General features: G+C 39.1%; 27 protein-coding genes and 2 other annotated features. Of the genes, 3 read left to right on the plus strand and 24 right to left on the minus strand.

Features of this window, described 5'->3' with window-relative positions; all coding sequences use genetic code 11:
* Window positions 1-34 precede the first annotated feature (34 nt).
* The gene (gene nadB / locus LIS78_RS23565; protein ID WP_195781803.1) at window positions 35-1579 is read right to left on the minus strand and encodes an L-aspartate oxidase; all 1545 of its coding nucleotides are present in this window, start codon (window positions 1577-1579) and stop codon (window positions 35-37) included.
* Window positions 1580-1668: 89 nt separating this feature from the next.
* Between nadB and LIS78_RS23570 the strand changes: the two genes are divergently transcribed.
* Window positions 1669-2805, plus strand: coding sequence for an IscS subfamily cysteine desulfurase (locus LIS78_RS23570; RefSeq protein WP_195781802.1), 1137 nt, complete (start codon window positions 1669-1671; stop codon window positions 2803-2805).
* Between the two features lie 15 nt (window positions 2806-2820).
* On the plus strand, window positions 2821-3366 hold the full coding sequence (locus LIS78_RS23575; protein WP_252284417.1) for a transcription repressor NadR: 546 nt from the start codon (window positions 2821-2823) through the stop codon (window positions 3364-3366).
* 28 nt (window positions 3367-3394) lie between these two features.
* Here the strand turns inward: LIS78_RS23575 and pheA are convergent, their stop codons facing one another.
* From pheA to LIS78_RS23690, 23 genes are all read right to left on the minus strand, one after another.
* The gene (gene pheA / locus LIS78_RS23580) at window positions 3395-4267 is read right to left on the minus strand and encodes a prephenate dehydratase (protein WP_028410569.1); all 873 of its coding nucleotides are present in this window, start codon (window positions 4265-4267) and stop codon (window positions 3395-3397) included.
* 28 nt (window positions 4268-4295) lie between these two features.
* Entirely contained in the window at window positions 4296-4745 is a 450-nt protein-coding gene (locus tag LIS78_RS23585) for an ACT domain-containing protein (RefSeq protein WP_013059332.1), read from the minus strand.
* Between the two features lie 33 nt (window positions 4746-4778).
* Window positions 4779-6065 (minus strand): GTPase ObgE, encoded by a 1287-nt coding sequence (obgE, locus tag LIS78_RS23590; protein WP_045292154.1) that lies wholly within the window; start codon window positions 6063-6065, stop codon window positions 4779-4781.
* A 51-nt stretch (window positions 6066-6116) separates the two neighbouring features.
* The gene (locus LIS78_RS23595; RefSeq protein ID WP_195781800.1) at window positions 6117-6653 is read right to left on the minus strand and encodes a Spo0B C-terminal domain-containing protein; all 537 of its coding nucleotides are present in this window, start codon (window positions 6651-6653) and stop codon (window positions 6117-6119) included.
* A 171-nt stretch (window positions 6654-6824) separates the two neighbouring features.
* Window positions 6825-7118: a 50S ribosomal protein L27 gene (rpmA, locus tag LIS78_RS23600; protein ID WP_013059335.1), complete on the minus strand. Its 294-nt coding sequence runs from the start codon at window positions 7116-7118 to the stop codon at window positions 6825-6827.
* A 16-nt stretch (window positions 7119-7134) separates the two neighbouring features.
* Entirely contained in the window at window positions 7135-7467 is a 333-nt protein-coding gene (locus LIS78_RS23605; RefSeq protein ID WP_013059336.1) for a ribosomal-processing cysteine protease Prp, read from the minus strand.
* Between the two features lie 9 nt (window positions 7468-7476).
* Window positions 7477-7785, minus strand: coding sequence for a 50S ribosomal protein L21 (gene rplU, locus LIS78_RS23610; RefSeq protein ID WP_013059337.1), 309 nt, complete (start codon window positions 7783-7785; stop codon window positions 7477-7479).
* A gap of 14 nt (window positions 7786-7799) precedes the next feature.
* Window positions 7800-7871 (minus strand) — a sequence feature (ribosomal protein L21 leader region).
* A gap of 78 nt (window positions 7872-7949) precedes the next feature.
* A complete protein-coding gene (locus tag LIS78_RS23615) occupies window positions 7950-9419 on the minus strand; it encodes an Rne/Rng family ribonuclease (RefSeq protein ID WP_252284418.1) in 1470 nt (489 codons plus the stop codon).
* 83 nt (window positions 9420-9502) lie between these two features.
* Window positions 9503-10369, minus strand: a complete 867-nt coding sequence (locus tag LIS78_RS23620; RefSeq protein ID WP_116073795.1) for a M50 family metallopeptidase — start codon at window positions 10367-10369, stop codon at window positions 9503-9505.
* Window positions 10362-11144, minus strand: coding sequence for a M23 family metallopeptidase (locus LIS78_RS23625; RefSeq protein WP_028410565.1), 783 nt, complete (start codon window positions 11142-11144; stop codon window positions 10362-10364). Before LIS78_RS23625 ends, LIS78_RS23620 begins: the two co-directional genes overlap by 8 nt.
* A gap of 120 nt (window positions 11145-11264) precedes the next feature.
* Window positions 11265-12065, minus strand: coding sequence for a septum site-determining protein MinD (gene minD / locus LIS78_RS23630; protein ID WP_013059341.1), 801 nt, complete (start codon window positions 12063-12065; stop codon window positions 11265-11267).
* 2 nt (window positions 12066-12067) lie between these two features.
* A complete protein-coding gene (minC, locus tag LIS78_RS23635) occupies window positions 12068-12751 on the minus strand; it encodes a septum site-determining protein MinC (RefSeq protein WP_252284419.1) in 684 nt (227 codons plus the stop codon).
* A gap of 116 nt (window positions 12752-12867) precedes the next feature.
* On the minus strand, window positions 12868-13386 hold the full coding sequence (gene mreD / locus LIS78_RS23640) for a rod shape-determining protein MreD (RefSeq protein WP_013059343.1): 519 nt from the start codon (window positions 13384-13386) through the stop codon (window positions 12868-12870).
* Window positions 13386-14267, minus strand: coding sequence for a rod shape-determining protein MreC (gene mreC, locus LIS78_RS23645; RefSeq protein ID WP_013059344.1), 882 nt, complete (start codon window positions 14265-14267; stop codon window positions 13386-13388). The genes mreD and mreC overlap by 1 nt, the downstream gene beginning before the upstream one ends.
* A gap of 19 nt (window positions 14268-14286) precedes the next feature.
* Window positions 14287-15312 carry a rod shape-determining protein gene (locus LIS78_RS23650; RefSeq protein WP_013059345.1) on the minus strand — a complete coding sequence of 342 codons (1026 nt, stop codon included), beginning with the start codon at window positions 15310-15312 and terminating at the stop codon, window positions 14287-14289.
* 229 nt (window positions 15313-15541) lie between these two features.
* Window positions 15542-16228, minus strand: a complete 687-nt coding sequence (gene radC, locus LIS78_RS23655) for a RadC family protein (RefSeq protein WP_286676936.1) — start codon at window positions 16226-16228, stop codon at window positions 15542-15544.
* Window positions 16229-16243: 15 nt separating this feature from the next.
* Window positions 16244-16813 carry a Maf family protein gene (locus LIS78_RS23660; protein ID WP_195781797.1) on the minus strand — a complete coding sequence of 190 codons (570 nt, stop codon included), beginning with the start codon at window positions 16811-16813 and terminating at the stop codon, window positions 16244-16246.
* 109 nt (window positions 16814-16922) lie between these two features.
* Complete coding sequence (locus LIS78_RS23665) at window positions 16923-17996, minus strand: SPOR domain-containing protein (RefSeq protein ID WP_252284420.1); 1074 nt, start codon at window positions 17994-17996, stop codon at window positions 16923-16925.
* Between the two features lie 118 nt (window positions 17997-18114).
* On the minus strand, window positions 18115-18870 hold the full coding sequence (locus LIS78_RS23670) for a prepilin peptidase (RefSeq protein WP_195781795.1): 756 nt from the start codon (window positions 18868-18870) through the stop codon (window positions 18115-18117).
* Entirely contained in the window at window positions 18867-19061 is a 195-nt protein-coding gene (locus LIS78_RS23675; RefSeq protein WP_195781794.1) for a hypothetical protein, read from the minus strand. Before LIS78_RS23675 ends, LIS78_RS23670 begins: the two co-directional genes overlap by 4 nt.
* 185 nt (window positions 19062-19246) lie before the next feature.
* On the minus strand, window positions 19247-19804 hold the full coding sequence (locus tag LIS78_RS23680) for a DUF420 domain-containing protein (RefSeq protein WP_013059351.1): 558 nt from the start codon (window positions 19802-19804) through the stop codon (window positions 19247-19249).
* A 156-nt stretch (window positions 19805-19960) separates the two neighbouring features.
* On the minus strand, window positions 19961-21259 hold the full coding sequence (locus LIS78_RS23685) for a bifunctional folylpolyglutamate synthase/dihydrofolate synthase (RefSeq protein ID WP_252284421.1): 1299 nt from the start codon (window positions 21257-21259) through the stop codon (window positions 19961-19963).
* 96 nt (window positions 21260-21355) lie between these two features.
* Window positions 21356-23998, minus strand: coding sequence for a valine--tRNA ligase (locus LIS78_RS23690; protein WP_252284422.1), 2643 nt, complete (start codon window positions 23996-23998; stop codon window positions 21356-21358).
* An 82-nt stretch (window positions 23999-24080) separates the two neighbouring features.
* Window positions 24081-24325: a binding site (T-box leader), on the minus strand.
* A 230-nt stretch (window positions 24326-24555) separates the two neighbouring features.
* Here LIS78_RS23690 and LIS78_RS23695 point away from each other — a divergent pair.
* Window positions 24556-24753, plus strand: a complete 198-nt coding sequence (locus LIS78_RS23695) for a YszA family small membrane protein (protein WP_013059354.1) — start codon at window positions 24556-24558, stop codon at window positions 24751-24753.
* Window positions 24754-24755: the final 2 nt, after the last annotated feature.

Raw genomic sequence — 24755 nt, forward strand, 5'->3', positions numbered from 1 at the left:
TGCTACCTTCACCTTTCTTTTTAGATTTCCTTGCTTATAAAATCAATGATTGTTTTGTTGAAGTAGCAGACTGCTTAATAATTCGCTTATGCTCCCATTCTTGCTTTTCATGCGGAAAGTCACTTCGGTAATGACCTCCTCTACTTTCTTTTCTTGCAAGAGAGGACTCGGCAATAAGCAGACCTGCAGTTAGCATATTGCAGATGGTCGCAGCTTCCCTCGAATATATAACCTCTTGATCAAGAGGTATTCCATCCAGATAATTTGTGAATTCATGCACAATAGTAGCCAATTCGTTTTCATGACGAATTATTCCTACACAATCCATCATTTTATGCTGAATTTGTCTTGTGGCAGGCAGTATTTTAGGCATGCCTTTATAGACGTAACGGACGGGGGTATAACGAGATACCGTTCTCGCTTTATGTAAAATATGACGCCCTGTCCGTTTTCCAAATACAAGACACTCTAACAATGAATTGCTTGCTAGACGATTTGCTCCATGAACGCCTGTAGAAGAAACTTCCCCCACGGCATACAATCCTTCAACACTTGTTTGTCCGTAACCATCTACTTCAATTCCACCCATTAAAAAATGTGCGCCGGGAGTAACAGGTATTCGTTTTTTGTCCAGTTGAATTTTATACTTTCGACACAGTGCCGTAATCGTAGGAAATTTTTGTTCAAAATGAGCCACTTTTTCAATGTCTAAAAATACGGATCTTCCTTTTTTCATTTCATTAAAAATTGTCCTTGCTACAACATCTCGCGGTGCTAAATCCTTAAAGAGATGAACGCCTTCCATTATGCGTTCATTCCATTCATTTACCAGTACGCCACCTTCACCTCGAACCGCTTCGGATACTAGACCTTTCGCTTCGTTTTGATACAAAAGCGTCGGATGAAACTGAACAAATTCTAAGTCCGCTAATTTTGCTCCAGCCCTGTACGCAAGCGCTAGCCCATCTCCTGTCGCAAGCGGCTGGTTAGATGTATGCTTGTACAAAGCGCCGATTCCTCCGGTAGCAATAACCGTTTGGCGAGCATGATATATAGTAATTTTGTTGTCTTCACCTTGTCCGATAGCACCTCTGCACGTTCCATCTACAGTTACTAAATGCTGAATCATTTCGTTTTCAATCACTGTAATATATGGCAGTACTTCTTTTTTCAAAAAAGCGAACAGCGCTTGTCCTGTTGCATCCCCACCTGCATGCAGAATACGATTCATACGATGGGCTCCTTCTTTTCCAAAATGCAGCGTACCATCTGGATTTTTATCAAACTTCATTCCTTTATGAATCAATTCATTTACTACAGCCGCACCTTCTTCCACTAAAGTGCGTACCGCTTGTTCATTGCAATGCTTATTGCCCGCAACCAACGTATCATAGAGATGTTCACTCCAGTGATCGCTGCTTCCAATAGCAGCTGCTACTCCGCCTTGAGCAAGAACTGAGTTATTGCGGTCAAGTTTCCCTTTCGTTACCATTACAACTCTGTTATGACGACACAGTTCATAAGCTGCAGAAAACGCTGCTAATCCGCTTCCAATAATTAAAACATCCGCCTCTAACATTTTACACCTCTTTATTTACATGTGTCTTGACACCTATATTTACATATTATTAAATGAAAGACAAGAAGTTTTTTTATCGGAGGGAGAAAATGATTTATCTGGACTATGCAGCAACAACGCCAATGAGACAAGAAGCAATTGAGGTATATACTGAAGCGGCAACAAGCTATTATGGAAACTCCAGCAGTCTTCACACACTTGGAACACAAGCGGAGAATTTACTTACGCTATGCAGAAAAAAATTAAGCCTGTTAGTAAATTGTCGAGAGGATGATCTTTTTTTTACAAGCGGGGGAACAGAGGCTAATTACTTAGCTATTCATTCTCTTTTAAAAGGAAAAAATGACGAAAGAAAACATGTAGTGACAACGAAGCTAGAACATTCTTCGGTTCTTCATACGTTGCAGCAGCTTGAAAAAGAAGGATTTTCCCTATCTTACGTACCTGTAGATCAAAACGGAGTTGTGTCTGTAGACGACTTAAAGAAGACTATTCGACCTGATACTGTGCTAGTAGCCATTCAGCATATCAATCATGAGCTCGGTACAATTCAGCCAGTTGAGGATATTGGCCATTTTTTATCTAAAAAAGAAATTCTCTTTCACTGTGATTGTGTTCAATCTTTCGGTAAGCTTCCTATTGATGTTAAAAAGCTGAAAGCTGATAGCATCTCAGTCTCTAGTCATAAAATTTACGGACCAAAAGGTGTAGGAATGGTATACATGAATTCAAGTTCTTCTTGGAAGCCTATTTACCATAAAGCAACTCATGAAAAAGGCTTTCGCCCTGGGACTGTAAATACAGCGGGCATTGCTGCCTTTACTGCATCAGCTGAATGCGCATATGCAGAAATGAAGACCACCCGAAGCCATTATGAGCGCTTAAAATCGTACTTACTGGAAAACCTAGAGCCTCTTGCTCCTTTTATAGAAGTAGAAGGCCTTGGGAACTCTCATTTTCCTGGAATTATTGGACTGACGTTTTCAAACATACAGGGTCAATATGTTATGTTACAATGTAATCGTCACGGAATTGCTATATCTACGGGAAGTGCCTGCCATGTAAATCAGCAGGAACCATTAGCTTCTCTACTTGCGATTGGCAAATCGACTGCGAATGCTAAGAACTTTGTACGTATTTCATTCAGTCAACATTCAACGTTTAAGCATATTGATCGACTCATATCCGTTTTTCATTTATTACATCAAGAATTTATGACAGTGTAAAAGGAGGGATTAAAGGTGCCAGGAACTCAAAAGAAAATTCTTGGAGAAGAAAGAAGAGAACTTATTCTACAATGGTTAAAAACAGAGAATACACCAATGACAGGCAGTGAGCTTTCGAAACGAACGAACGTTAGTCGCCAAGTCATTGTACAAGATATTTCGCTGCTTAAAGCTAAAAATGAGCCCATTATCGCAACAAGCCAAGGATATATTTATATTCAAAATCCATCTCAAACTACCGTGCATCAGCGAATTATTGCCTGTCAGCATACGCCAGAAGATGCTGAAAAGGAGCTTCTCCTACTTGTTGACCACGGCGTTCTCATAAAAGATGTAACCGTTGAACACCCTGTGTATGGTGAATTAACGGCTTCCGTTATGATTCAAACGCGAAAAGAAGTAGAAACGTTCATAAAAAAAATTCAAGAAACAAACGCAACTTATTTATCTCAGCTAACAGATGGAATTCACCTTCATACGATTGAAGCAGATACAATTGAAAAACTGAATGCTGCCTGCTTAGCTCTTGAAGCGGAAGGCTATTTAGTTTCGAATGAATAAAAAGGTGTTATAACAAAAAAATCCCGCTTTAAAGCGGGATTTCTGTTTCAAGTAGTGTATGAGGATAGCTTCCTAAAAGCTCTACGCTACAGCCTAGTGCCTCAAGTTCAGCCATAGCCCCAGGGATTAATACTTCATCCATTTTTTGTTCAATATCAACGATAAAGAAATAGTTTCCAAGCCCTGTTTTCATAGGACGGGATTCAATTTTAGACAGATTTAGCTTACGCCAGGAGAAGGCTGAAAGCACTTGATGAAGCGCTCCTGCCTGATCAGATGGAAGTGTAATCATTAACGTTGTCTTGCACCCGTTTCCAGCTAAAAATGGCACCTCTTGCGCTCCATCTTTATGCAAAATAACAAACCTTGTTGTATTATGATCATAATCATGAATGTTCGGGCAGGCAATATGTAATCCATATTCATGGGCTGCTAATCCATTCGCAATAGCTCCAATATTAAGCTCAGGGTGTTCGCTTACATACTTAGCAGCAAACGCCGTTGATGTCATCTCTTCTACTGCAGTTGACGTACATTCTCCGTGTAAAAATTTATGACACTGCGCAATTGCATGAGGATGAGAATAAATCGTTTCAATGTTTTTCCACTGTTCTGCACGAGATGGATGAACCATTAAATGCTGACGAATTGGAAGCACAATTTCCCCAACAATCGGCAGACGACGTTCATGAATAAGATAATCAAGTGTTAAATTTACAGATCCTTCAAGTGCATTTTCTAACGGTACAATTCCATACTCAATTTCTCCGTTATCCACTGCATCAATGCATGCTGGAATTGTTTTATATGGAATATGGTCGTGCTGTTTAAATACGCCTTGGACGGCTACATGTGTAAATGTTGCCTTTGGTCCTAAATATCCTACTTTCCCCACAATCATGCCTCTCCTTATCTATATCTGTTTACCATTATGCCCCTGAACCAAGCACGTCCACTTTATCTACAAACTCTAAGCTTTTCAGTCTTCGCAGCATTTCATTTAATTCAACATTCATGCTTGCTGTATCTAATGAAAGAGTTACGTTGGCACGCCCTTGTAAAGGGATGGTTTGGTGAATCGTTAACACATTGCATCCCGATGATGCAACGGTGCTCAATAAATGTGATAAAGTTCCTGATCGATCTTCAATATGAAAAAATAGTGAAATAATGCGCTGTTTGACAACCGTCTGAAACGGAAAGACCGTGTCGCGGTACTTATAAAAAGCACTGCGACTCAAGTCTACGGCTTGTACAGCATCTGCTACCGACTCAGCTTTTCCCCGTTCAATTAACAGCTTCGCATCCAATGTTTTTTTCATCGCTTCTGGTAATACATCTTCGCGAACTAAATAAAACTGCTTATCGCTCTTATGCAAGTAAAGCCCCTCCCCTTATCCTATGAACAACAATTAGTCAATAAATTCAAATTCATATTCAAACAGCTTTACAATATCGCCATCTTTTGCTCCTCGTTCACGAAGGGCTTCATCGACGCCCATGCCTCGAAGCTGACGCGCAAATCGACGAACTGATTCTTCACGTGAGAAGTCAGTCATCTTGAATAATTTTTCGATTTTTTCACCGCTTAATACGTATGAGCCATCGCTATCACGCGTAATAACAAATTCCACTTCTTTCTTTTCATGCTTGTACAGTACGCGGTGCATAGATAGATCTTCCTCTTCTTGCATTGGGAATTCCGGCGTAGTTTCTACAAGATCAGCTACTGTAAATAACAGTTCGCGGATTCCATCACGTGTTGCTGCAGAAATTGGAAAGACTTTCACTTCGTCTCCTACTTTTTCTTTGAATGCAGCTAGATTCTCTTCAGCTTGCGGGATATCCATTTTATTTGCTACCACTACTTGCGGACGTTCTGTTAAACGCATATTATATTGACGCAGCTCTTCATTAATGGTTAAGTAATCTTCATATGGATCACGGCCTTCTAAACCTGACATATCGATTACATGGACAATAACGCGGGTACGTTCAATGTGACGTAAAAACTGATGACCTAATCCTACACCTTCATGTGCACCTTCGATTAGCCCTGGTAAATCTGCCATCACAAAACTGCGATTATCTTCTGTTTCAACTACTCCTAAATTCGGATTAATTGTTGTAAAATGATATTCAGCAATTTTTGGCTTTGCAGCAGACGTTACGGATAATAACGTTGACTTTCCAACACTTGGGAAACCAACTAATCCTACATCGGCTAATACTTTTAATTCAAGAATTACATTTCTCTCTTTACCTGGCTCTCCATTTTCTGAAAGCTCCGGTGCTGGATTTGCAGGTGTAGCAAAACGCGTATTCCCACGCCCTCCGCGTCCACCTTTAGCAATCACTGCGCGCTGGCCGTGCTCAACTAAATCAGCAATCGTTTCGTTCGTATCTTCATCTAACACAACGGTACCTGGTGGAACTTTTACAATCATCGGCTCAGCGTTACGTCCGTGCTGTCCTTTTGACATTCCATGTTCACCGCGGCTTGCTTTAAAGTGACGCTTATAGCGGAAATCCATCAGCGTACGTAATCCTTCTTCTACTTCAAAAATGACATCTGCACCGTGACCACCGTCACCACCTGCAGGACCTCCTTTTGGTACGTACTTTTCGCGACGGAAGGCAACCATTCCATTTCCTCCGTCGCCACCTTTTACATATACCTTGACCTGATCTACAAACATTTCTTTTCCACTCCGTTCTATATCTTAGCTCCTGCAATAGCAAAAGCGCTGTTAACTTATTGTAAGCATAAAGCTAAATTCATCTTCAGACATATGCTGTTCAACCAATGCAACTCCTTGAGCGCACTCATAACATTGTAGCTTGTTTTGTAGCTTCTGTATATCTGTTAGTATTCCACTAAAGTCAAAAAAGAAACGAATTCCCTGTTCTTCAATGCATACTGAAATACTCAAATAGTTTTCTGCATGATAATCAACATACTTTTCGAGTGCTTCTGTCAAATAGCAACACCAGTTGTATACGAACTCATCGTATTGTGATAAATCCTTCAATCCTCCGAGCACTTCCACATCTAAGCGAACAGCATGGTTATTCCAATGATAGGTCATAACAAAGCCCGCAAACAGTCGCATATTGATGTTTGTTAACTTGGATTCATGTTTGGATTCATTTACAATTTCTTCAATGATTTCATTCGCTCGATCAAGCCGATTCAACGCTAGATTGCCTTTGATTAATTGCAGCTTATTTAACCAATCATGCCGCGCGTATCTTAATACCTCTACGACATCCCATTCTTTTTCCATCTTAGCACTCCTAACTTTGACTCGAGCATAAGTATTTCACAACGCTGACAAACATCTCGTATCAATCTTCTTAGATATGTTCGATTATAACAAATTCCAATGGGTAATAGGTGAAATATTCTACAAAAAGAAAACTCTAACCTACTTGGGTTAGAGTTTTCTTTTTGTATCTTATGCTTCTTGAGCAACAGGGTATACAGATACTTTTTTACGGTCACGACCGAAACGTTCAAATTTAACGATACCGTCGATTTGAGCGAATAAAGTATCATCTCCACCACGACCTACGTTTGCACCTGGGTAAATTTTAGTACCGCGTTGACGGTATAAAATTGAACCACCAGATACGAATTGGCCATCAGCACGTTTAGCACCAAGACGTTTCGAGATTGAATCACGACCGTTTTTAGTACTACCTACTCCTTTTTTAGAAGCGAAGAATTGAAGGTCTAATCTTACTAACATGACATCCACCTCCTGTTTAGTTGTCGTTAATTTTTATATAATTACTGTAATCTAATTCGATCGTTTTCAGTGAAACAACCATACCTTCTAATAGCAATTGAATCTGTTCCAATGTGAACGAATCCACATCTTTTGGAATCTCACAACGAAGATACCCACCATCTCCACCTTGCTCTAAGTGCGGTTCAACCCCACTTATTGAAAAGATAGCATTAATTGTCCCAAATGAAACTGCAGATGCTCCCGCACAAACAAGATCTTTTCCGTGTTCGGAAAAGTCAGCATGTCCACTCATCGTGAACCCGTCAACTTTCTTATTTGCATCACGAGAAATCGTCACCTTAATCATTTGTTATAATTACGCGTTGATAGCGTCGATTACAACTTTTGTGTAAGGTTGACGGTGACCTTGCTTACGACGATAGTTTTTCTTTGCTTTGTATTTAAATACAGTGATCTTTTTAGCGCGACCTTGTTTTTCAACTTTAGCCGTAACTGTTGCACCTTCTACGAAAGGAACACCAACTTTCACGCTGTCGCCACCTACAAATAATACTTTGTCAAAAGTAACTGTTTCGCCTTGTTCACCAGCAAGTTTTTCAACGTAGATTGCTTGACCAGCCTCTACTTTAATTTGCTTACCACCAGTTTCAATAATTGCGTACATTCTCTGCACCTCCTCTAAAAACTAAGACTCGCCATCACAGGTGTTCAAGTGAACTTAAAACCTGTTCTGAGCGGTTGTAGCACGGGTGCTACAAACCAACATATTAAATCTTACTACAAATCAAAGGTTAGTGTCAATTGGAATTCATGTTTTCTTCTAAAATTTTATATAGAAGTAGAGACCCTTTTTTGGATCTGCTCATTCGACCCCAATTGACGCAAAACAAATGCGTTTGTATAATCATCGCTTGGCGTAAGATATACGGTTTTTTTTACCATTTTCTCTAAAGCTTTGAGAAATCCTTGAGCCTTCATTTCATTTATAACATCACTTCGCGTCTCAATCCAAATAGCCTCTTCTTCCGCGCCGCGATGTTCCCAAATTACACGTTCAATTTGAAAAGCAGCCGTTTTGGAATCAATCATTTTACCGGTTCCTTCACATACTTCACAAGGCATAGTTAATGTTGATCCAATACTATTGCGCACTTTCTTCCGCGTTAATTGCAATATGCCGAGCTCTGTAAAGCCAACTACATTCGTCCGCACTTCATCTTGTTCACATAGCTTTTTCATGTACCTTTCTACTTCTGTCCGATCTTCTTTATGAGGCATATTTATAAAATCAATTAAGATCATGCCGCCTAAGTGACGTAATTGCATCTGTTTGGACAATTCATACGCAGCTTCCATATTTGTTTGAAGCATTGTCTTTCGAATATTATCTTTTCCTGAAAACTTCCCCGTGTTCACGTCCACGACCGTCATCGCTTCCGTTTCGTCAATAACGATATAACCTCCGCTTTTGAGCCACACGATTCGCTTTAAAAGCTTCTCTATTTGCCGTTCCACATCATAAAAAGAGAAAATATTTTCATTTCCTTTATAGTACTCTATTGACGAGTTAGGGTAGGTAGTTCGAAGACGCTGATATAGGTCGAAGTCATCTACTACTATCCCATCAATTCCTTGTTGAAGTGCAGCTTGCACTCTTGTTTCAAGAAAATCTTGTCCTTTGCTGACTAGGGCAGGAGCTTTCATTCCCTGTGTCTGTCGTTCAAGGCACTCATATTTCTTCTGTAGCTCTTTTATTTTATGTTGGACCGCAGCTTCTGATTTTTCCTCAATCGCTGTTCGAAATAAAAAGCCTTCCATCCCATGTTTTAACCGCTCACCAAGCTGTTTCCACTGTTGGCGTTTTGGCTCAGCTATTTTTTTGGATACAGCGACATAGTTTCCGTGCGGTAAATATACAAGCTCATCAGAAGAAAATTCAATGATACCCGTCAGCTTGGGCCCTTTTGTCCTAATACCTTCTTTTACAACTTGAACCAATACTTTTTCTCCTTCACGAATAAAAGCAGACATCGGCTGCTGATCTTTGTGAGGATTCTCTGACTGCTGATAGGATACAAGTTCATTTCGATGAATAAATCCGTTCATTGATAAACCGATATCGATAAAGGCTGCTTGCATATGCGGCAGTACTTTTACTACTTTACCCCAATATATATCACCAATAATTTGATTCTCGCTTTGTTCTTCTAAATATATTTTTTCTAGTGCTTTATCGTTTATCACGGCTATACGTTTTGAAGAAGTAGCCGCGTTAATGATACATGCCTTCACATACATTGCCTCACTTTAATCTAAATTCATAGGAAAAAGTTCGGTCAGTGCAACCGAACTTTTTTCACTCTGTTCTATGTTACTAGAAATCAGTAAACTGTTACAAGTTCATCTAGTGGGCTATTTGTTCTTTTTTCTACAAAGTAAGCGTGTAAAAGTTCATTTTCATCAATTTGTACATGTTCGCCTGTTTGAGATGTAGCAATAATCATATGCTTACAACCTCTTTGGAATTTTTGCAGGACTTGATGGAGTGTCTCACTGGTTGATACACTTAGCGTTTTTAAAGCTCCAATTGGATGCTCTTTTCCATGATATCTCTCCAACAAAAAGCGCATGTAGACAAATTGCCTGCTCTTCCATTCCAAATATCCGGATATGATTAAAAATGAAATAACAATCCATAAGTGCAGCTGAAAAGGATGCATAATGACGGCGTAGATAATACCGATTGCTAAAAAAAACGTTGATAACCGGAGCGCAAGCTTATGCGCTTCTAAAAATGGTAAAGAACGACTGCAAATTAAAAAAAGCAGCTTCCCTCCGTCCAATGGCCAAATGGGCAAAAGGTTAAACAGTAAAATCACCGTGCATTGAAACATAAATTGCTCATACGTTTCCAAAGACAACACATTTATTTTCATTAATAAGAAAGCAGCTCCAAACATCCAAAGATGCTGAAGAGGTCCACTTATTGTCACGATAAACTCTTCTCGAAATGGACGATTACCATGTTCGTCTACTTCTGCTACTCCCCCAAAAGGTAAGAGCATAATTCTGCGAATCCGCCAAGAAAAACACTGAGCCGCTACGGCGTGGCCCAGTTCATGAATAATTACAATAATAAATAACAAAAAAAGCTGCTTTACCGTAGCCGTTAAGATACCAATTACGAAAATCCCCCAAAACAATGGATGAATGTGAATTTTCATCAATAACGAAAAAGCACTATTCAAATTGAATCACCTGACTAGGATCCACAAACTTATCGCCTTTTTTAATAGCAAAATAGAACGTTCCAGCATCGCCTTTTTTACTGTTTTCCACAATTCCTACTTCTTTGCCTTTATTCACAAAATCATACATACTAACATTGATTTTTTTGAGCTGTCCATACCAAGTTTCGGTTCCATCGGCATGTTGAATAATAACGGTATTCCCAGTATCATCACGTTTTCCTACATACCTTACAATACCTTCACTCATTGCTTCTACAACAGAATCTACTCCTGTTTGAACCGTCACGCCTTGCTTACTTTGAGCAAATGTTTCCGTTACTTTCCCTGAAGCTGGAGTAGCATATTCTCCGCTTACACTTTGCTCCGTTTTGCTAGACTCTTTATTCGGCAGTAGTGTTAACGGCTTCCCAAACTTATCTTCATACCAGGAGGAAACAGCTGCAAACTGAAATTCTTTATCCATTGTTTGTTGAACCACCACTCTGGCCTGTTCAAAAGTAGGAGAAGCGTTCTTGAACATAATCCCTACAATTAACACTAAGCAGGCTGAAGCTAAAATTTTAAATAAAAAGCGCTCTTTTCGAAATAACGGATGATATTCCTTTGCTGATGGTGTGTATTCAACCGTAGAATAATCCATCGATCCATATTTTTCTTCTTCACTCATTAAGGACGTATGAAGAGGTTCTTGAGGAAGACGCTTCGTTGTATTTAATTGTTTTCGCTTACGCTCAGCAATTCGTTTACGGATTTCATCAGCACGTCGATTCATGATTCATCATTCTCCTTGTTCTTATCGTATAATCAACTATATGACTTGTCCGTGGAGCTTATGACAGCTTGACTCTACAAAATCACACAAATAAAAAAAGCTTCCTCTATCGGAAGCTTTTTAAGAACGAACACCAAAGAATCGTTTAATACGTGCAAACATTCCCTTATCTTCTTCATCTAACGATTGAAGAGGAACCGTTTCACCTAGAATACGTCTTGCAATATTACGATATGCAATTGATGCTTTGCTTGATGGGTCCATGACAATTGGTTCACCATTGTTAGAAGCACGAATAACATTTTCATCGTCAGCAACGATTCCAATTAAATCAACAGCCAGAAGCTGAGAAATTTCTTCCACGTCCAGCATGTCTCCATTTTTCATCATATGACTACGGATTCGGTTAATAACCAGTTTTGGAGACTCGATATCCTCTTGCTCCAATAATCCAATAATACGGTCAGCATCACGAACAGCTGAAACTTCCGGTGTTGTCACAACGAGTGCCTTATCAGCGCCAGCTACGGCATTCTTATAGCCTTGTTCAATACCAGCTGGGCAATCAATAACCACATAGTCATAGTCTTGCTTTAACTGAAGAACTAACTCTCGCATTTGTTCTGGTTGAACAGCTGTTTTGTCACTCGTTTGAGCAGCAGGAAGTAAGTACAAACATTCAAAACGCTTGTCCTTAATCAAGGCTTTTTGCGGTTGGCATCGACCTTCTACCACGTCTACAAGATCATAAATAATACGATTTTCAAGCCCCATTACAACATCCAAGTTGCGTAAGCCGATATCAGTGTCTACTAGACACACGCGCTTTCCAGCTAATGCTAGAGCAGTACCTAAATTGGCTGATGTCGTTGTTTTTCCAACTCCACCTTTACCAGACGTAACAACAATAGCCTCTCCCACTGTCAAATTCTCCTTTCTACCCTGGTCAAATTCGGTCTTAGATGCGGTAAAGTTTGCACGCGATCTATCACCATTTGATCATTATCATCTAAGTATGCACATTCCATTATATTCTCTTCCTTCTCACTGCGCTTTTCTTCTGATCGGGTAATGATATCAGCAATGCGCAGCTGTGAAGGTTTCATTAACGATGCAGCAATAACGGCGTTTTTATTGCCGCGATATCCTGCATGAGCAATCCCTTTTAAAGCACCTAATACAAATAAATTTCCTCCAGCTACAACGGTTCCTCCGGGATTTACGTCTCCGACTAGAAGCAAATCGCCTTCTACATGGAGAACCTGTCCTGAACGAACTACCTTTGTAACAGATACTAATTCACTTTCTTCTCTTACTCGGACTGCATCTTGCTTTAAAATAACGTTACTATCAATTTGTTTAACTACTAAATACTGATTTTCTTCTATGAGCGCCTTCAATTCGGTTTCCTGCTCTGTAGTTAAATAACGATTTCCGATTTTGACATACACTGTGACGATTTGATCGGCATCGCCATGCTTATTTGTCAAAAGCTTCGTCTTAAGTTCCGTCAAAAGCTCTGCAAATGAACATGTATCATTGAGATGCAACGTTAATCCATCTTTTGTTCCTTTAATTGTCACATTTTGTTGCTTTTGTTTATTCAAGACGCTCACCTCAACGAATATATAATTTCGACAGAGACTTACTCAATTCCTTTTTTTCGTTTCTTCAATCAGCATTTTTATCCTATCATGAACGAGAAGCGTAATATATTTTCGGATCAGCGTTCATCGATAAATTTAGCGAAATATTGAAAACATCTTTGAAGCGGAAATGCAAAAATGAGTGCAAATATGGCATTTAAAATGATGGTTGCGTAAAATCGCTCTTGCAAGAAGCGACCAATGGTCATATCGGATATATTAATAATGCTATTAATTCCATATACATAAAACTCAATAATGGCTACAGCTAATAGCGACATGCAGATTACGATAAGCGTATTTTGCTGAAAAATCTTCATTAGTTTTGATACGATATAGCATACGGCCGGCAATCCAAGCGCGTATACTCCCAAGACATCCGTAAAGGCAATATCGTACATGAATCCAAGGATTACCCCATATAGCATCGCTTGCTTTGGGTGATAGTACACTGACATAAAAGCCAGTACCACTACAACAAAGTGAGGCGATAGAATCCAGTCTCGCCATGGTGATGCCATGGCGACAAAATTAACAAAGATACTTTCAAACATAAAAACGACAAGCACGAGAATAGGAAGGACAAACCGCTTCATCAGTTAGCCTCCTCCGCCCCTAAATCGTCTTCAGCAGCGGGCGCACTTCTTTTAGCTACAACTACGTTATCTAAGTCATACAAGTCAGCAGCAGGTTTGATATAAGCTTTTTTCGTTAATCCATATTCATCAGGCTCAATTTTTGTGATAACGCCAATTGGAAGATTGCTAGGGAAAATGCCGTCTTCTTGTCCTAGACCGGACGTTACTACTTTTTGCTTTTCTTTAATATCAGCATCAAATGGAATACGACGCATAACAAGCGCCTGTTCTTTATCATCATAGCCTTCAATTAAACCAAACACTTCTTTTTTAGCCTGAATTTTAGCAGATACACGGTTTGTACGATCTGATGAACTAATTAACTGCACAGTAGATGTGAACTTAGATGCATGCTTCACTTTACCAATCAGCCCTTCAGGAGTCATAACAGCCATATTTTCCTGCACATTATGAACCGTCCCTTTATCAATGGCAATTACCTCATGCCAACGGTCTGGATTACGAGCAATAACTGTTGCTTCGATTGGGTTGTATTGACTTAAATCCGTTTTTTTGTCGAGCTGTGCTCTTAATTTTTTATTTTCTTGCTGCAAAGCGTTGGCTTTCGTTTCTAATTGCATGCGTTCGTCTAAACGAGCTTTTAATACCTCGTTTTCTTCGTATGTACGCTTTAAGTCACCTACATTCTGAAAGAAACCCGCTACAAATTGTGCGGGTTCATTAAAGGTAGCCTGAACAAGACCAACCGTATCTTTGACAAACTGTTCAGGCCACGTTACATTTTTACGACCATTTAACGAAAAACCAATCAATGCCACTAATACAATAATACTGACTAATAAAATAACTAAACGTTTATTTAAGAAAAATTGTGGCACGATCTACACCTCTTAATATTTAGCGATATGAATCGCTTGTACGATTTTTAAATAAATCAATGTGTTCTAACGCTTTACCAGTTCCAATTGCAACACAGTCAAGCGGATCTTCTGCGATGACAACCGGCATATTTGTTTCTTCACTAATAACTTTATCTAAATTACGTAGCAATGCGCCACCGCCTGTTAATACAATACCGCGATCCATAATATCTGCCGCAAGTTCAGGTGGTGTTTTTTCTAATGTGCTTTTTACTGAATCGACAATAGAAGCCACTGTATCTTTTAGCGCCTCTGCAATTTCTTCTGCTGAAATTTCGATTGTTTTCGGTAGACCTGTTAGTAAGTCACGTCCGCGAATTTCCATGTTTTCAATACCTTCTGGAATTCCGGCAGAACCGACTTCTACTTTTAATGCTTCTGACGTACGCTCACCGATCATTAAATTGTAATTCTTGCGAATATATTGAATAATCGCTTCATCCATCTCGTCACCAGCGATACGGATTGACTGACATGTTACGATTCCTCCTAAAGAAATAATCGCAACTTCTGTTGTTCCTCCGCCAATATCTACTACCATACTTCCCGTTGGCTCCCAAACCGGTAGATTGGCGCCGATTGCTGCAGCAAACGGTTCTTCAATTGTATACGCATCACGCGCGCCAGCCTGACGAGTCGCATCAATAACGGCACGTTTCTCAACAGCTGTAATGCCAGAAGGTACACAAACCATTACATACGGCTTACCCGCAAACAAACTTTTTGTTTTTTGAGCTTGATTGATGTAATATTTCATCATCGTCGCAGTTGTTTCGTAATCTGCAATAACTCCATCTTTCATTGGACGAAGGGCTACTACGTTCCCAGGTGTACGACCAATCATATTTTTTGCATCGTTACCTACCGCAACGATTTGTTTTGTATCAGTTTGCAAAGCCACAACAGACGGCTCACGCACAACAATTCCTTTTCCTTTTACATAAACGAGCGTATTTGCAGTACCCAAATCTATTCCAAGGTCTCTAGTACCGATTCCAAACATGTGTCTCTTCCTTTCTCTTACCAAAATGCAAAGGTAAAAATTCCATAATTCAATTTCTTCATTTCATAAGTAACATTTTTTATTTTCTATACTTTTTTCATAGATGTCAACGCCAAATATTGTATGATAAAAAGTCATACTTTGTCTATTAATAACGAATGATTGTAAAGAACTTGTCATTTAAAATCATGACTACTATTATAACCCAAGGATTTTAAAAAGCATAGCCTTACATGTATCCTTTTTCTTTTAAACTAATATATTTTCGATCTCCGATAATTAAATGATCTAACAATTCAATTCCTATGATAAATCCGCACTCTTTTAAGCGCTTCGTTACCTCTATATCTTCTCTGCTGGGGGTAGGGTCGCCAGAGGGATGATTATGAATACAAATAAGGGATGCAGCTGAACGACGAAAGGCTTCTTTAAATACTTCTCTTGGATGGACAATAGATGAATTGAGGCTTCCGATAAAAATGGTTTGCTTGTGGAGAACTTGATTTTTCGTGTTGAGGTATAAACAGACGAAATGCTCTTGAGACAGCACGCGCATTTCTTCCATCACATAATTAGCTCCGTCTTCAGGGCCATGAATGGTATATCGCTGACTAGATTTCCGGTGTACAATCCTCTTACCTATTTCAATAGCCGCTATAATTTGAATTGCTTTTGCAGGTCCGATACCTTTAATATTCATCATTTCATTAAGCGATGCATGCTGCAAAAGTTGAAGACCTTCAAAATGCGTTAATATGCGATTGGACAGCTGAAGAACAGATTCATCTTTGGTTCCAGTGCGCAGCAAAATAGCAATAAGCTCGTGGTTAGAAAGACTAGAAGCACCCATTGACACAAGGCGCTCTCGAGGTCTTTCATCTTGAGGAAAATCTTTAATTAACAATGATTGATCCAATTTCGTCACTCCTTTTTAGTAGACGAAACCGTATTGTTTTAGCTCACGTATTGTTCGGGAGAGCGGCAAGCCCACCACGGAGAAATAGTCTCCTTCAATTTTTTTAACTAGCGCAGCACCGAGACCTTGAATTCCATAAGAACCAGCCTTATCCATAGGCTCTCCTGACTCTACGTACTGTACGATTTCATCTTGTTCAATCGGCCAAAACTCTACATCTGTTTGTTCATAAAACGTATGAACTTTTGCATTTGATACGAACGCTACTCCAGTTAATACCTGATGTTTTTGACCTGACAGCATCGTAAGTGTTTCAATCGCTTCTTGTTTCGTTTTTGGCTTTCCTAAAATACGATTGCCATATACGACAACTGTATCGGCACCTAGGACCATATCCTCTTTATGATGCGAAGCGACGTCCACTGCTTTTTGCCTAGCTAAATCCATTACTACCTCGGACGGAGTGTATGATGGATTGATGATTTCTTCAATTGTACTAACGTGAACGGTAAAGGGAATGTGAAGCTGCTGAAGTAATTCTTTTCGACGAGGAGAGCCTGAGGCTAAAATTAATGTTTGTTTCATACATCTCACCTTTGCATTTTGATTTAAAAAGAAGGACATACCGTTATTTTAGCAATTTCATCTCCAAATGACAATAAACAAGTGAGGCAGCATTACACTACCTCACTTGTTAAGACGTTACAAGGCTTTCATACTGCTGAAGAGCTTTTAACACGTATCGCTGAGCAAGCCAAGCATCTTTACTGCTTTTATTGTCTTCATATGAAGAAAGAGAAGCAGCAGCTTTTTGAAGGGTGCTCACCATGGTTTTAATGTCTTCATTTGACGCTTCTTTCTGAACTTTTGTCAGCTCTTTTTTCAGAGATTTGATATCGGCTACCCGCTCTCCTTCAATTGCTTTAACAGATTGATCTAAGAGATTAGCCATAAACGGCTGCGCTGTTGTTATAACCGTTTGATCTTTTTGCCCTAATTCGCTAGTGGGCTTAATTTCATAAGACTTTACATATACATCTTTACCTTGTTGTTTATACGTTTTACTAAGTGCGTTCGCTTTTTCTTCTCCAGTGGCAGCACCAACGACAAGAGAATAGGTTTTAGGTGAAAAGATCTCGCCTGCTTCGTTCTCTTCTTTCCATTTATCCATTGCTTTATTTGCAGCAGTTTTTGATGAAAAAGCACCTGCTTGTACAATGTAAAAGGAAAAAGGTTCTAAAGTAGAAGCAGCAGCGGATGTCCCCTTCGATTCCTGTTCGCTTTTCTTTTCAGCTTTCCCAACACTTTCAGTGGTAGACGCTGTTTGAGCAGCTTTTTCTTCTTTCGTTCGCTCACTTGTTTGTGCTTTGCTTACGGGCTGTTCGCTTCCTGTCATCATTTTCACACCGACCATGCCGATGCCGCTGCCTATTCCGACTGCTAGCAGTACAATCACGGCCGTTCGTTTAATTACACCGCCGTTTACCGTTTTAATCGAAACATTTTTAGGATGTAATCGCGGCTTTTTCTTTTTTTCATTTCTTACATCTTCAATAAACACCACTTTATTTTCTTCCACATGAGAATCTGTGGATGCCGGTTCCGGAAGAACCCAAGTAAATTCGTCTTTTTCTGGCGCTTGTTCTTCCTTGGATTGACCGTTGATTTTAATTGAAATTTTTCGTTCCTGCTTGTCCACTGCCCCACCGCCTTTAGTTAACGTAGTCTTAGTACCGGTTGCAAGCTGAGGTAAACCGACATAAAACATACACTTTTTTCCATGCTATCATAGAAGAAAAAAAAAATAACAAGACATTTGTCGTCTTGTTACAAAAGGTTTTCGCTATTTAGTTACAGAAATTTTAAATTTGTCGAAGACTTGAAGTTCAATAAAAATAGTTGCTAACATACCAATCTATCAATTCGTTTCCATGAAAATAAGCAGCGATTGTCCCTATAAAAATAAATGGAACGAAAGGAATTGGTACACCTACCTTTGCCTTTTTCATTAATAACGCTCCTATACTAACGGTTCCGCCTATTAATATAGCTAAAAAAAGCGATAGTAAAACAAGCTTTACTCCAAGCACAATACCAATCAAACCATACAATTTAATATCTCCTTCTCCAAGCCCTCCTCTGCTGAGAAATGCGATTAGAAAGAGGAGAAAAAATGCTATTCCTCCTCCCATTAAGGAATCACTCCACGAAGTTAATGGAATGAAAAGACGCTCAAGTAGAAAGATAGGCAAAAAGAAAAGCAGCACCTTATTTGGGACAATCATATAGGCTATATCTGAGACAACTATAATTGTTAAAAAAGAAACAAAGGTTAATATGACAATCAGTTCTAACGTCATATTCAATCTAAAAAAAGCATAGACAAATAAACTTCCTGTCGAAAATTCTACGAACGGGTAGATGAAGGAGATTTTTTTGCGACACATACTACATTTTCCTGCATTTTTAATGTAGGAGACTATCGGAATTAATTGTTGTGGAGAAAGCATGTATAAACAGTGTGGACAATGAGATCTTGGAGATAAAATAGATTTTTTCTGAGGAATTCTAAGGCCTGCTACGTTATAAAATGAACCTAACGTGATACCTGAAACAAATGCATAGAGGTAAATTAAACTCATACTATTTCTTCCATCTCAGGCGTGCTGCTTACTAATTGTAGGTTTTCTTTTGAGTGAAGAAATGTATCTTTTTCCCTTAAATAGCTGCCAATAAACGGAATGAGAAAAGCTGCTAGAAGACCTATTACGATAACCAGTATGATCACTTTCATTAGAGAAATTTCTTTATTCCTCGTTGACAGTTTATCCATTTCAATATCTCTCCTTTATTGATTAGTATCGAACAGCTCCTTCATTAATAAACTGAATCATAATACCCATAAAAGTCATATTCTGTATGCCTCCTTCCTTAAAACACACTTTTTATAGGTAATAAGGATTATACCACTAAAAAACAAAAACAGCATAAAAAAACGTCTGCAAAAGCAGACGTCTTTTAATAGTAAGGAGCCATAAATAAGTAGACAATTACACCTGTAAGACTTACATAAAGCCAGATTGGCATTGTCCATCGCACAATTTTTTTGTGTTTTTCAACTTGCATTGTCCAGCCCCACACAAGTGCAAACAGTGCCAGCGGAACAATAATCGCTGCTAGGAAACTGTGTGTGATCAAAATAAAGAAGTAAATGGGACGAACGATTCCTTCTCCACCAAACGTAGCTGTTTCTGTGGAAATATAATGGAACGTTAAATATGAAACTAAAAAGAGCAGTGTAGAAGTGAATGCTGCTAAAATAAAACCTTTATGAGCATTAATATTTTTCCTGAAAATTGAAATCAACGCTGCAACTAAAAAAATAAACGTAAAACTATTCAAAATAGCATTTAACCGTGGAAAGATAGTCAAATCAAAACTTACTTTTCCTTGATAGCCAATATTCGAAAAGAATAGCAGTAAAATAATAACATTCGCTATCACTGAAAAGGTAAGAATAATACCGGTAAAGTTTTTATTACTTTTCGGTACAATTTTTTCATTATTCTTACTCATGTTAACAATCTCCTTATTTAGTGATGTACATGTTTATTATATATCACTTACCTAGGGGGTGAAAGTGACAATACTTTGAACTTAGTGCTTCCTTATTATCCGTATCCTTTCCTCACATTATGTTAAAAGCAGCAAGCTTTCACTTGCTGCTTTTGCTCATTTTAGAAGAAAAGCCCGCACTTCTGATATAAAATACAGAGACCCTGTAATCACGACCATGTCTTGTTCACCTGTCGCCTTTTCCTTTACGTAAGCAATTGCTTTTTTCCACTCCTCGTCCATATGCCTATTATGATGAGTACTCATCTCATAAAGCTCTTGAGCTGCGCGAGCACGAGGAAAGTCAAACGACGTAAATGTAATACTTGCAGCGATTGTTTCAAGTTCTTGGACCATTCGATCAGCGCTTTTATCATTTAAGCAGCTGAAAACTAAATGAATGTTTCGATCTTCATAATGAAGGCGTAAAGTAGATAACAAGCTATCAATGCCTTCTGCATTATGAGCCCCATCAATAATCGTTAAAGGATGCTCATTTACTATCTCAAAGCGGCCGTTCCACTTTGTATGCTGAATCCCTTTTATCATTTGCTCATTGGAGATAGAAAGCTTTTTCTTTTCTTTTAAATAACAAACGGCCATGACGGCCAAAGCTGCATTTTTAACTTGATGATAGCCAAGCATATTTAATTTCAAGTCTTCAAATGTGTCATACGGCGTTTTTAACGTAAAGCTTTCCCCATTCACTACCGGCTCATAGTTTTCAATGTCAAAATCTTTTCCTAACACAAATAACGAAGCCTGCTTTGACTTTGCTTCTTCAGTAATGACATCAAGTGCCTTTACTTGCTCTGCACCAGTAATAATAGGGACTTCTTTTTTAATAATCCCCGCTTTTTCTGCTGCAATTTCTTCTACCGTATCACCTAGTATTGCCATATGATCAAATCCAATGCTTGTAATAATACTCACCATAGGATTCACAACGTTTGTTGAGTCATACCGTCCTCCAAGACCTGTTTCAAACACAACATAGTCAACTGACTCATGATAGCCGAAATAAAGAAAAGCCATGACTGTAATCACTTCAAATTCCGTTGCTGACCCTAAGCTTGTATGTTCTAGTCGCTCCACAACAGGCTTTATTTCCTGAACAAGAGCGGTCATTGCTTCATTTGAAATAGGCTGTCCATTCACGCTGATCCGCTCATTAAATGTTTCGATATAAGGAGAAGTAAACGTTCCAACTTTATATCCTGCTTCTTCTAACATGTTTCGTAAATAAGAAACGGTAGAACCTTTACCATTCGTCCCAGCAACATGAATAGCATTTAGATTTTGCTGCGGAAAATCAAGCTGCTCTAGCATCCATTCCATTCGTTCTAACCCCGGCTTGATTCCAAAGCGAAGTCTATTATGAATCCAATCAAGCGCTTCTTCATATGTCGTTATCATCTTTTATTCACCTTTCTTTTCCATCGCTATTATTATGTAAAGAAAAAGCGTCGCTATACAAGCCACGCTTTTTCTGTTGGTTCATTAACCCATTGATTATCCGCGTAATTCAGCAATACGAGACTGAACAGCTTCGCGTTTTTCAACATAATCCTGCTCTTTTGCACGCTCTTCTTCTACTACTTTAGCAGGAGCTTTTGCAATAAAGCCTTGGTTGTTTAATTTCTTTTGTACACGTTCTACTTCTTTGTTTAACTTGTCGTATTCTTTTTCTAAACGCGCGATTTCTTCTTCGATATTAATTAAACCTTCAAGAGGTAAAATTAATTCTGCGCCTGTTACAACAGCAGTCATCGCTTTTTCATCTAATGAAACATCTGTTGAAATCACAAGCTCACTTGGATTACAGAAACGCTCTACATACGCACGGTTCTTTTCAAGCTGGCTTTGAATATTTTCATCTTTAGCTTTGATAAATAATTTTACTTGTTTGCTCATCGGCGTGTTCACTTCAGCACGAATGTTACGAACAGCGCGGATAATATCTACAAGTAAACGCATATCGTTAGCAGCTTCTTTATCAGAAAGCTCAGGGCGTACTTCCGGCCATTTAGCTACTGTAATCGATTCGCCTTCATGCGGCAAGCTTTGCCAAATTTCCTCGGTAATAAACGGCATGAATGGATGTAAAAGTCGCATTGTGTTATCAAGTACATAAGCTAAAATTGAGCGAGTTGTCTTTTTAGCTGCTTCATCTTCTCCGTAAAGAGGAAGTTTAGCCATTTCAATGTACCAATCGCAGAAATCATCCCAAATAAAGTTATAAAGAATACGTCCAACTTCACCGAATTCATATTTGTCAGCTAATTTTGTTACGTGCTCAATCGTTTCATTTAAGCGCGTTAAAATCCATTTATCAGCAACAGACTTTTCGCCTGATAAATCAAGCTCTTCAAATGTGATGCCGCCCATATTCATTAATGCAAAACGAGAAGCATTCCAAATTTTATTTGCAAAGTTCCACGTCGCTTCGACTTTTTCAAAGCTGAAGCGTAAATCTTGTCCTGGTGAGCTTCCTGTAGATAAGAAGTAGCGAAGAGAATCCGCACCGTATTTCTCGATTACTTCCATTGGATCTACACCGTTACCAAGTGATTTACTCATTTTACGCCCTTCAGCATCTCGTACAAGACCGTGAATGAGCACATCGTCAAACGGACGTTTACCCGTAAATTCAAGACCTTGGAAAATCATACGAGATACCCAGAAGAAAATAATATCGTAGCCTGTTACAAGCACGTTTGTTGGGTAGTAGCGTTTGAAATCAGCTGCATCCACATCCGGCCAGCCCATTGTTGAGAATGGCCACAGCGCTGAACTGAACCATGTGTCTAATACATCTGAATCTTGTTCCCAGTTTTCGATATCTGCTGGAGCCTCATGATCTACGTATACTTCTCCAGTTTCTTTATGATACCAAGCTGGAATGCGGTGTCCCCACCAAAGCTGGCGCGAAATACACCAGTCGCGAATATTTTCCATCCAGTGTAAGTATGTCTTTTCAAAACGATCAGGCACAAAGTTTACTTTTTCTTCTTGTTTTTGAAGATCTACTGCTTTATCTGCTAACGGCTGCATTTTTACAAACCACTGAGTTGATAAATAAGGTTCAACAACGGCACCGCTTCGTTCGCTGTGACCTACTGAATGCATGTGGTCTTCAATGTTGAACAATACACCGTCTTCTTGAAGGTCTTTAACAATTTGCTTACGGCAAGCAAAACGATCCATTCCTTCATATTTACCTGCTTTGTCATTCATCGTACCGTCTTGATTCATCACTAAAATACGCTCTAAATTATGACGGTTTCCAATTTCAAAATCGTTTGGGTCATGAGCAGGCGTAATTTTCACCGCACCAGAACCGAATTCCATATCTACATAATCATCGCCTACGATTGGAATTTCACGACCTACAATCGGAAGGACAACCTTTTTGCCGATTAAGTGCTTATAGCGATCGTCTTCAGGGTGAACAGCTACAGCCGTATCTCCTAGCATTGTTTCAGGACGAGTTGTTGCGATTTCGATATGTCCAGAACCATCTGCCAACGGATAGCGCATATGATAAAATGCACCTTGTACATCTTTGTAAATAACCTCGATATCTGAAAGAGCTGTTTTTGTAGCTGGATCCCAGTTAATAATATATTCTCCGCGATAGATTAACCCTTTTTTATAAAGCGTTACGAATACTTCACGTACTGCTTTAGAAAGACCTTCATCAAGCGTGAAGCGCTCGCGTGAATAGTCCAAGCCAAGTCCTAGCTTCGACCACTGCTGGCGAATAAAGCTTGCATATTCTTCTTTCCATTTCCACGTTTCAGCTACAAAGTTTTCGCGGCCTAGATCGTAGCGGCTTTTCCCTTCGCTGCGAAGCTTTTCTTCTACTTTTGCCTGAGTTGCAATCCCTGCATGGTCCATGCCAGGAAGCCATAAAACGTCATAGCCTTGCATGCGCTTCATACGCGTTAAAATGTCTTGTAACGTTGTATCCCAAGCGTGGCCTAAATGCAGCTTGCCCGTTACGTTTGGGGGTGGAATTACAATTGTATATGGCTCTTTTTCAAGATCGTTTGTTGCTTCAAAAAACTTCCCGTCTAACCAATACTGATAACGATTTTCTTCAACGGCTTTTGGATCATACTTCGTTGGAAGAGTCACTTCTTTTTCAGACATAATGTATACCTCCATAATATAAAGTTTCAGTCTTTAGAAACTGTGTAAATCTTTTATAAACATAAAAAAACTCCTTTCCTAATAAAAGGACGAAAGGAGTTGATTTCGCGGTACCACCTTTTTTTATAGACGTATCCCATTTGATAAGCCTATACACTTCATTTCATAACGGTTGATTAACCGGCTTTTTCTACTGAGCTATGCAGCTGTTCAAAAAAGCTACTCATAGGCGACATTCCGAGTGCACATTCTTAAGAAATCTCACAGCAGCTGATTCCTCTCTCTGAAAGACGAACATCCCGTACTCTTCCTATTCACTGTATTTATGTATGAATTTCTCTTAATTATACTATATGAAAAAATGTTGAATCGTCAATAATCTTCTCCACTTTTTTACGATAATATTCATAATTTTTTTGTTCTGGTCTTTATTTTTTCATTCACTCGCTAAATTTGGAAATAAAATGAAGAGTCCACTCAAAAAAATGGCACCATTTCTTTCTTTTTTCATATACTGACTTTAACCTGGGCACGTGGATTGAAAGGGGCATGTACAAATGAAGAAACGAATAAATGTAAATTCGTATCAGCTGCAGCGGTGGCTCAAAACAGCAGGAGCGGCTTGTGGACAGTTTATTGTTCCTTTAACAATTTTTCAAGGTATACGTACACTATTTTTCCCTACAACCTTTGATGTACTGTTGCTGGCACTGCTTGCCATACTAGCGGTTGCTTTATATTCGGACTGGATTTAAAA

It is taken from the genome of Priestia megaterium (genome assembly GCF_023824195.1).
Lineage (GTDB): Bacteria > Bacillota > Bacilli > Bacillales > Bacillaceae_H > Priestia > Priestia megaterium_D.

Coding starts and splice junctions, on each gene's coding strand:
- obgE (WP_045292154.1), bottom strand. CDS start 6,065: ATGTTTGTAGATCAGGTCAAGGTATATGTAAAAGGTGGCGACGGAGGA.
- LIS78_RS23605 (WP_013059336.1), bottom strand. CDS start 7,467: ATGATTAAGGTGACGATTTCTCGTGATGCAAATAAGAAAGTTGACGGG.
- LIS78_RS23695 (WP_013059354.1), top strand. CDS start 24,556: ATGAAGAAACGAATAAATGTAAATTCGTATCAGCTGCAGCGGTGGCTC.
- rplU (WP_013059337.1), bottom strand. CDS start 7,785: ATGTACGCAATTATTGAAACTGGTGGTAAGCAAATTAAAGTAGAGGCT.
- LIS78_RS23595 (WP_195781800.1), bottom strand. CDS start 6,653: ATGGAAAAAGAATGGGATGTCGTAGAGGTATTAAGATACGCGCGGCAT.
- LIS78_RS23685 (WP_252284421.1), bottom strand. CDS start 21,259: ATGATAACGACATATGAAGAAGCGCTTGATTGGATTCATAATAGACTT.
- LIS78_RS23625 (WP_028410565.1), bottom strand. CDS start 11,144: ATGAATCGACGTGCTGATGAAATCCGTAAACGAATTGCTGAGCGTAAG.
- LIS78_RS23670 (WP_195781795.1), bottom strand. CDS start 18,870: ATGAGTTTAATTTACCTCTATGCATTTGTTTCAGGTATCACGTTAGGT.
- mreD (WP_013059343.1), bottom strand. CDS start 13,386: ATGAAGCGGTTTGTCCTTCCTATTCTCGTGCTTGTCGTTTTTATGTTT.
- LIS78_RS23660 (WP_195781797.1), bottom strand. CDS start 16,813: ATGAAACAAACATTAATTTTAGCCTCAGGCTCTCCTCGTCGAAAAGAA.
- LIS78_RS23570 (WP_195781802.1), top strand. CDS start 1,669: ATGATTTATCTGGACTATGCAGCAACAACGCCAATGAGACAAGAAGCA.
- LIS78_RS23675 (WP_195781794.1), bottom strand. CDS start 19,061: ATGGATAAACTGTCAACGAGGAATAAAGAAATTTCTCTAATGAAAGTG.
- LIS78_RS23680 (WP_013059351.1), bottom strand. CDS start 19,804: ATGAGTAAGAATAATGAAAAAATTGTACCGAAAAGTAATAAAAACTTT.
- LIS78_RS23690 (WP_252284422.1), bottom strand. CDS start 23,998: ATGTCTGAAAAAGAAGTGACTCTTCCAACGAAGTATGATCCAAAAGCC.
- pheA (WP_028410569.1), bottom strand. CDS start 4,267: ATGATTGTGGGGAAAGTAGGATATTTAGGACCAAAGGCAACATTTACA.
- rpmA (WP_013059335.1), bottom strand. CDS start 7,118: ATGTTAGTAAGATTAGACCTTCAATTCTTCGCTTCTAAAAAAGGAGTA.
- nadB (WP_195781803.1), bottom strand. CDS start 1,579: ATGTTAGAGGCGGATGTTTTAATTATTGGAAGCGGATTAGCAGCGTTT.
- LIS78_RS23650 (WP_013059345.1), bottom strand. CDS start 15,312: ATGTTTGGAATCGGTACTAGAGACCTTGGAATAGATTTGGGTACTGCA.
- LIS78_RS23665 (WP_252284420.1), bottom strand. CDS start 17,996: ATGTTTTATGTCGGTTTACCTCAGCTTGCAACCGGTACTAAGACTACG.
- LIS78_RS23615 (WP_252284418.1), bottom strand. CDS start 9,419: ATGTATGTGAAGGCATGTATCATTAACGCGGCTACTTCTTCAAAACGT.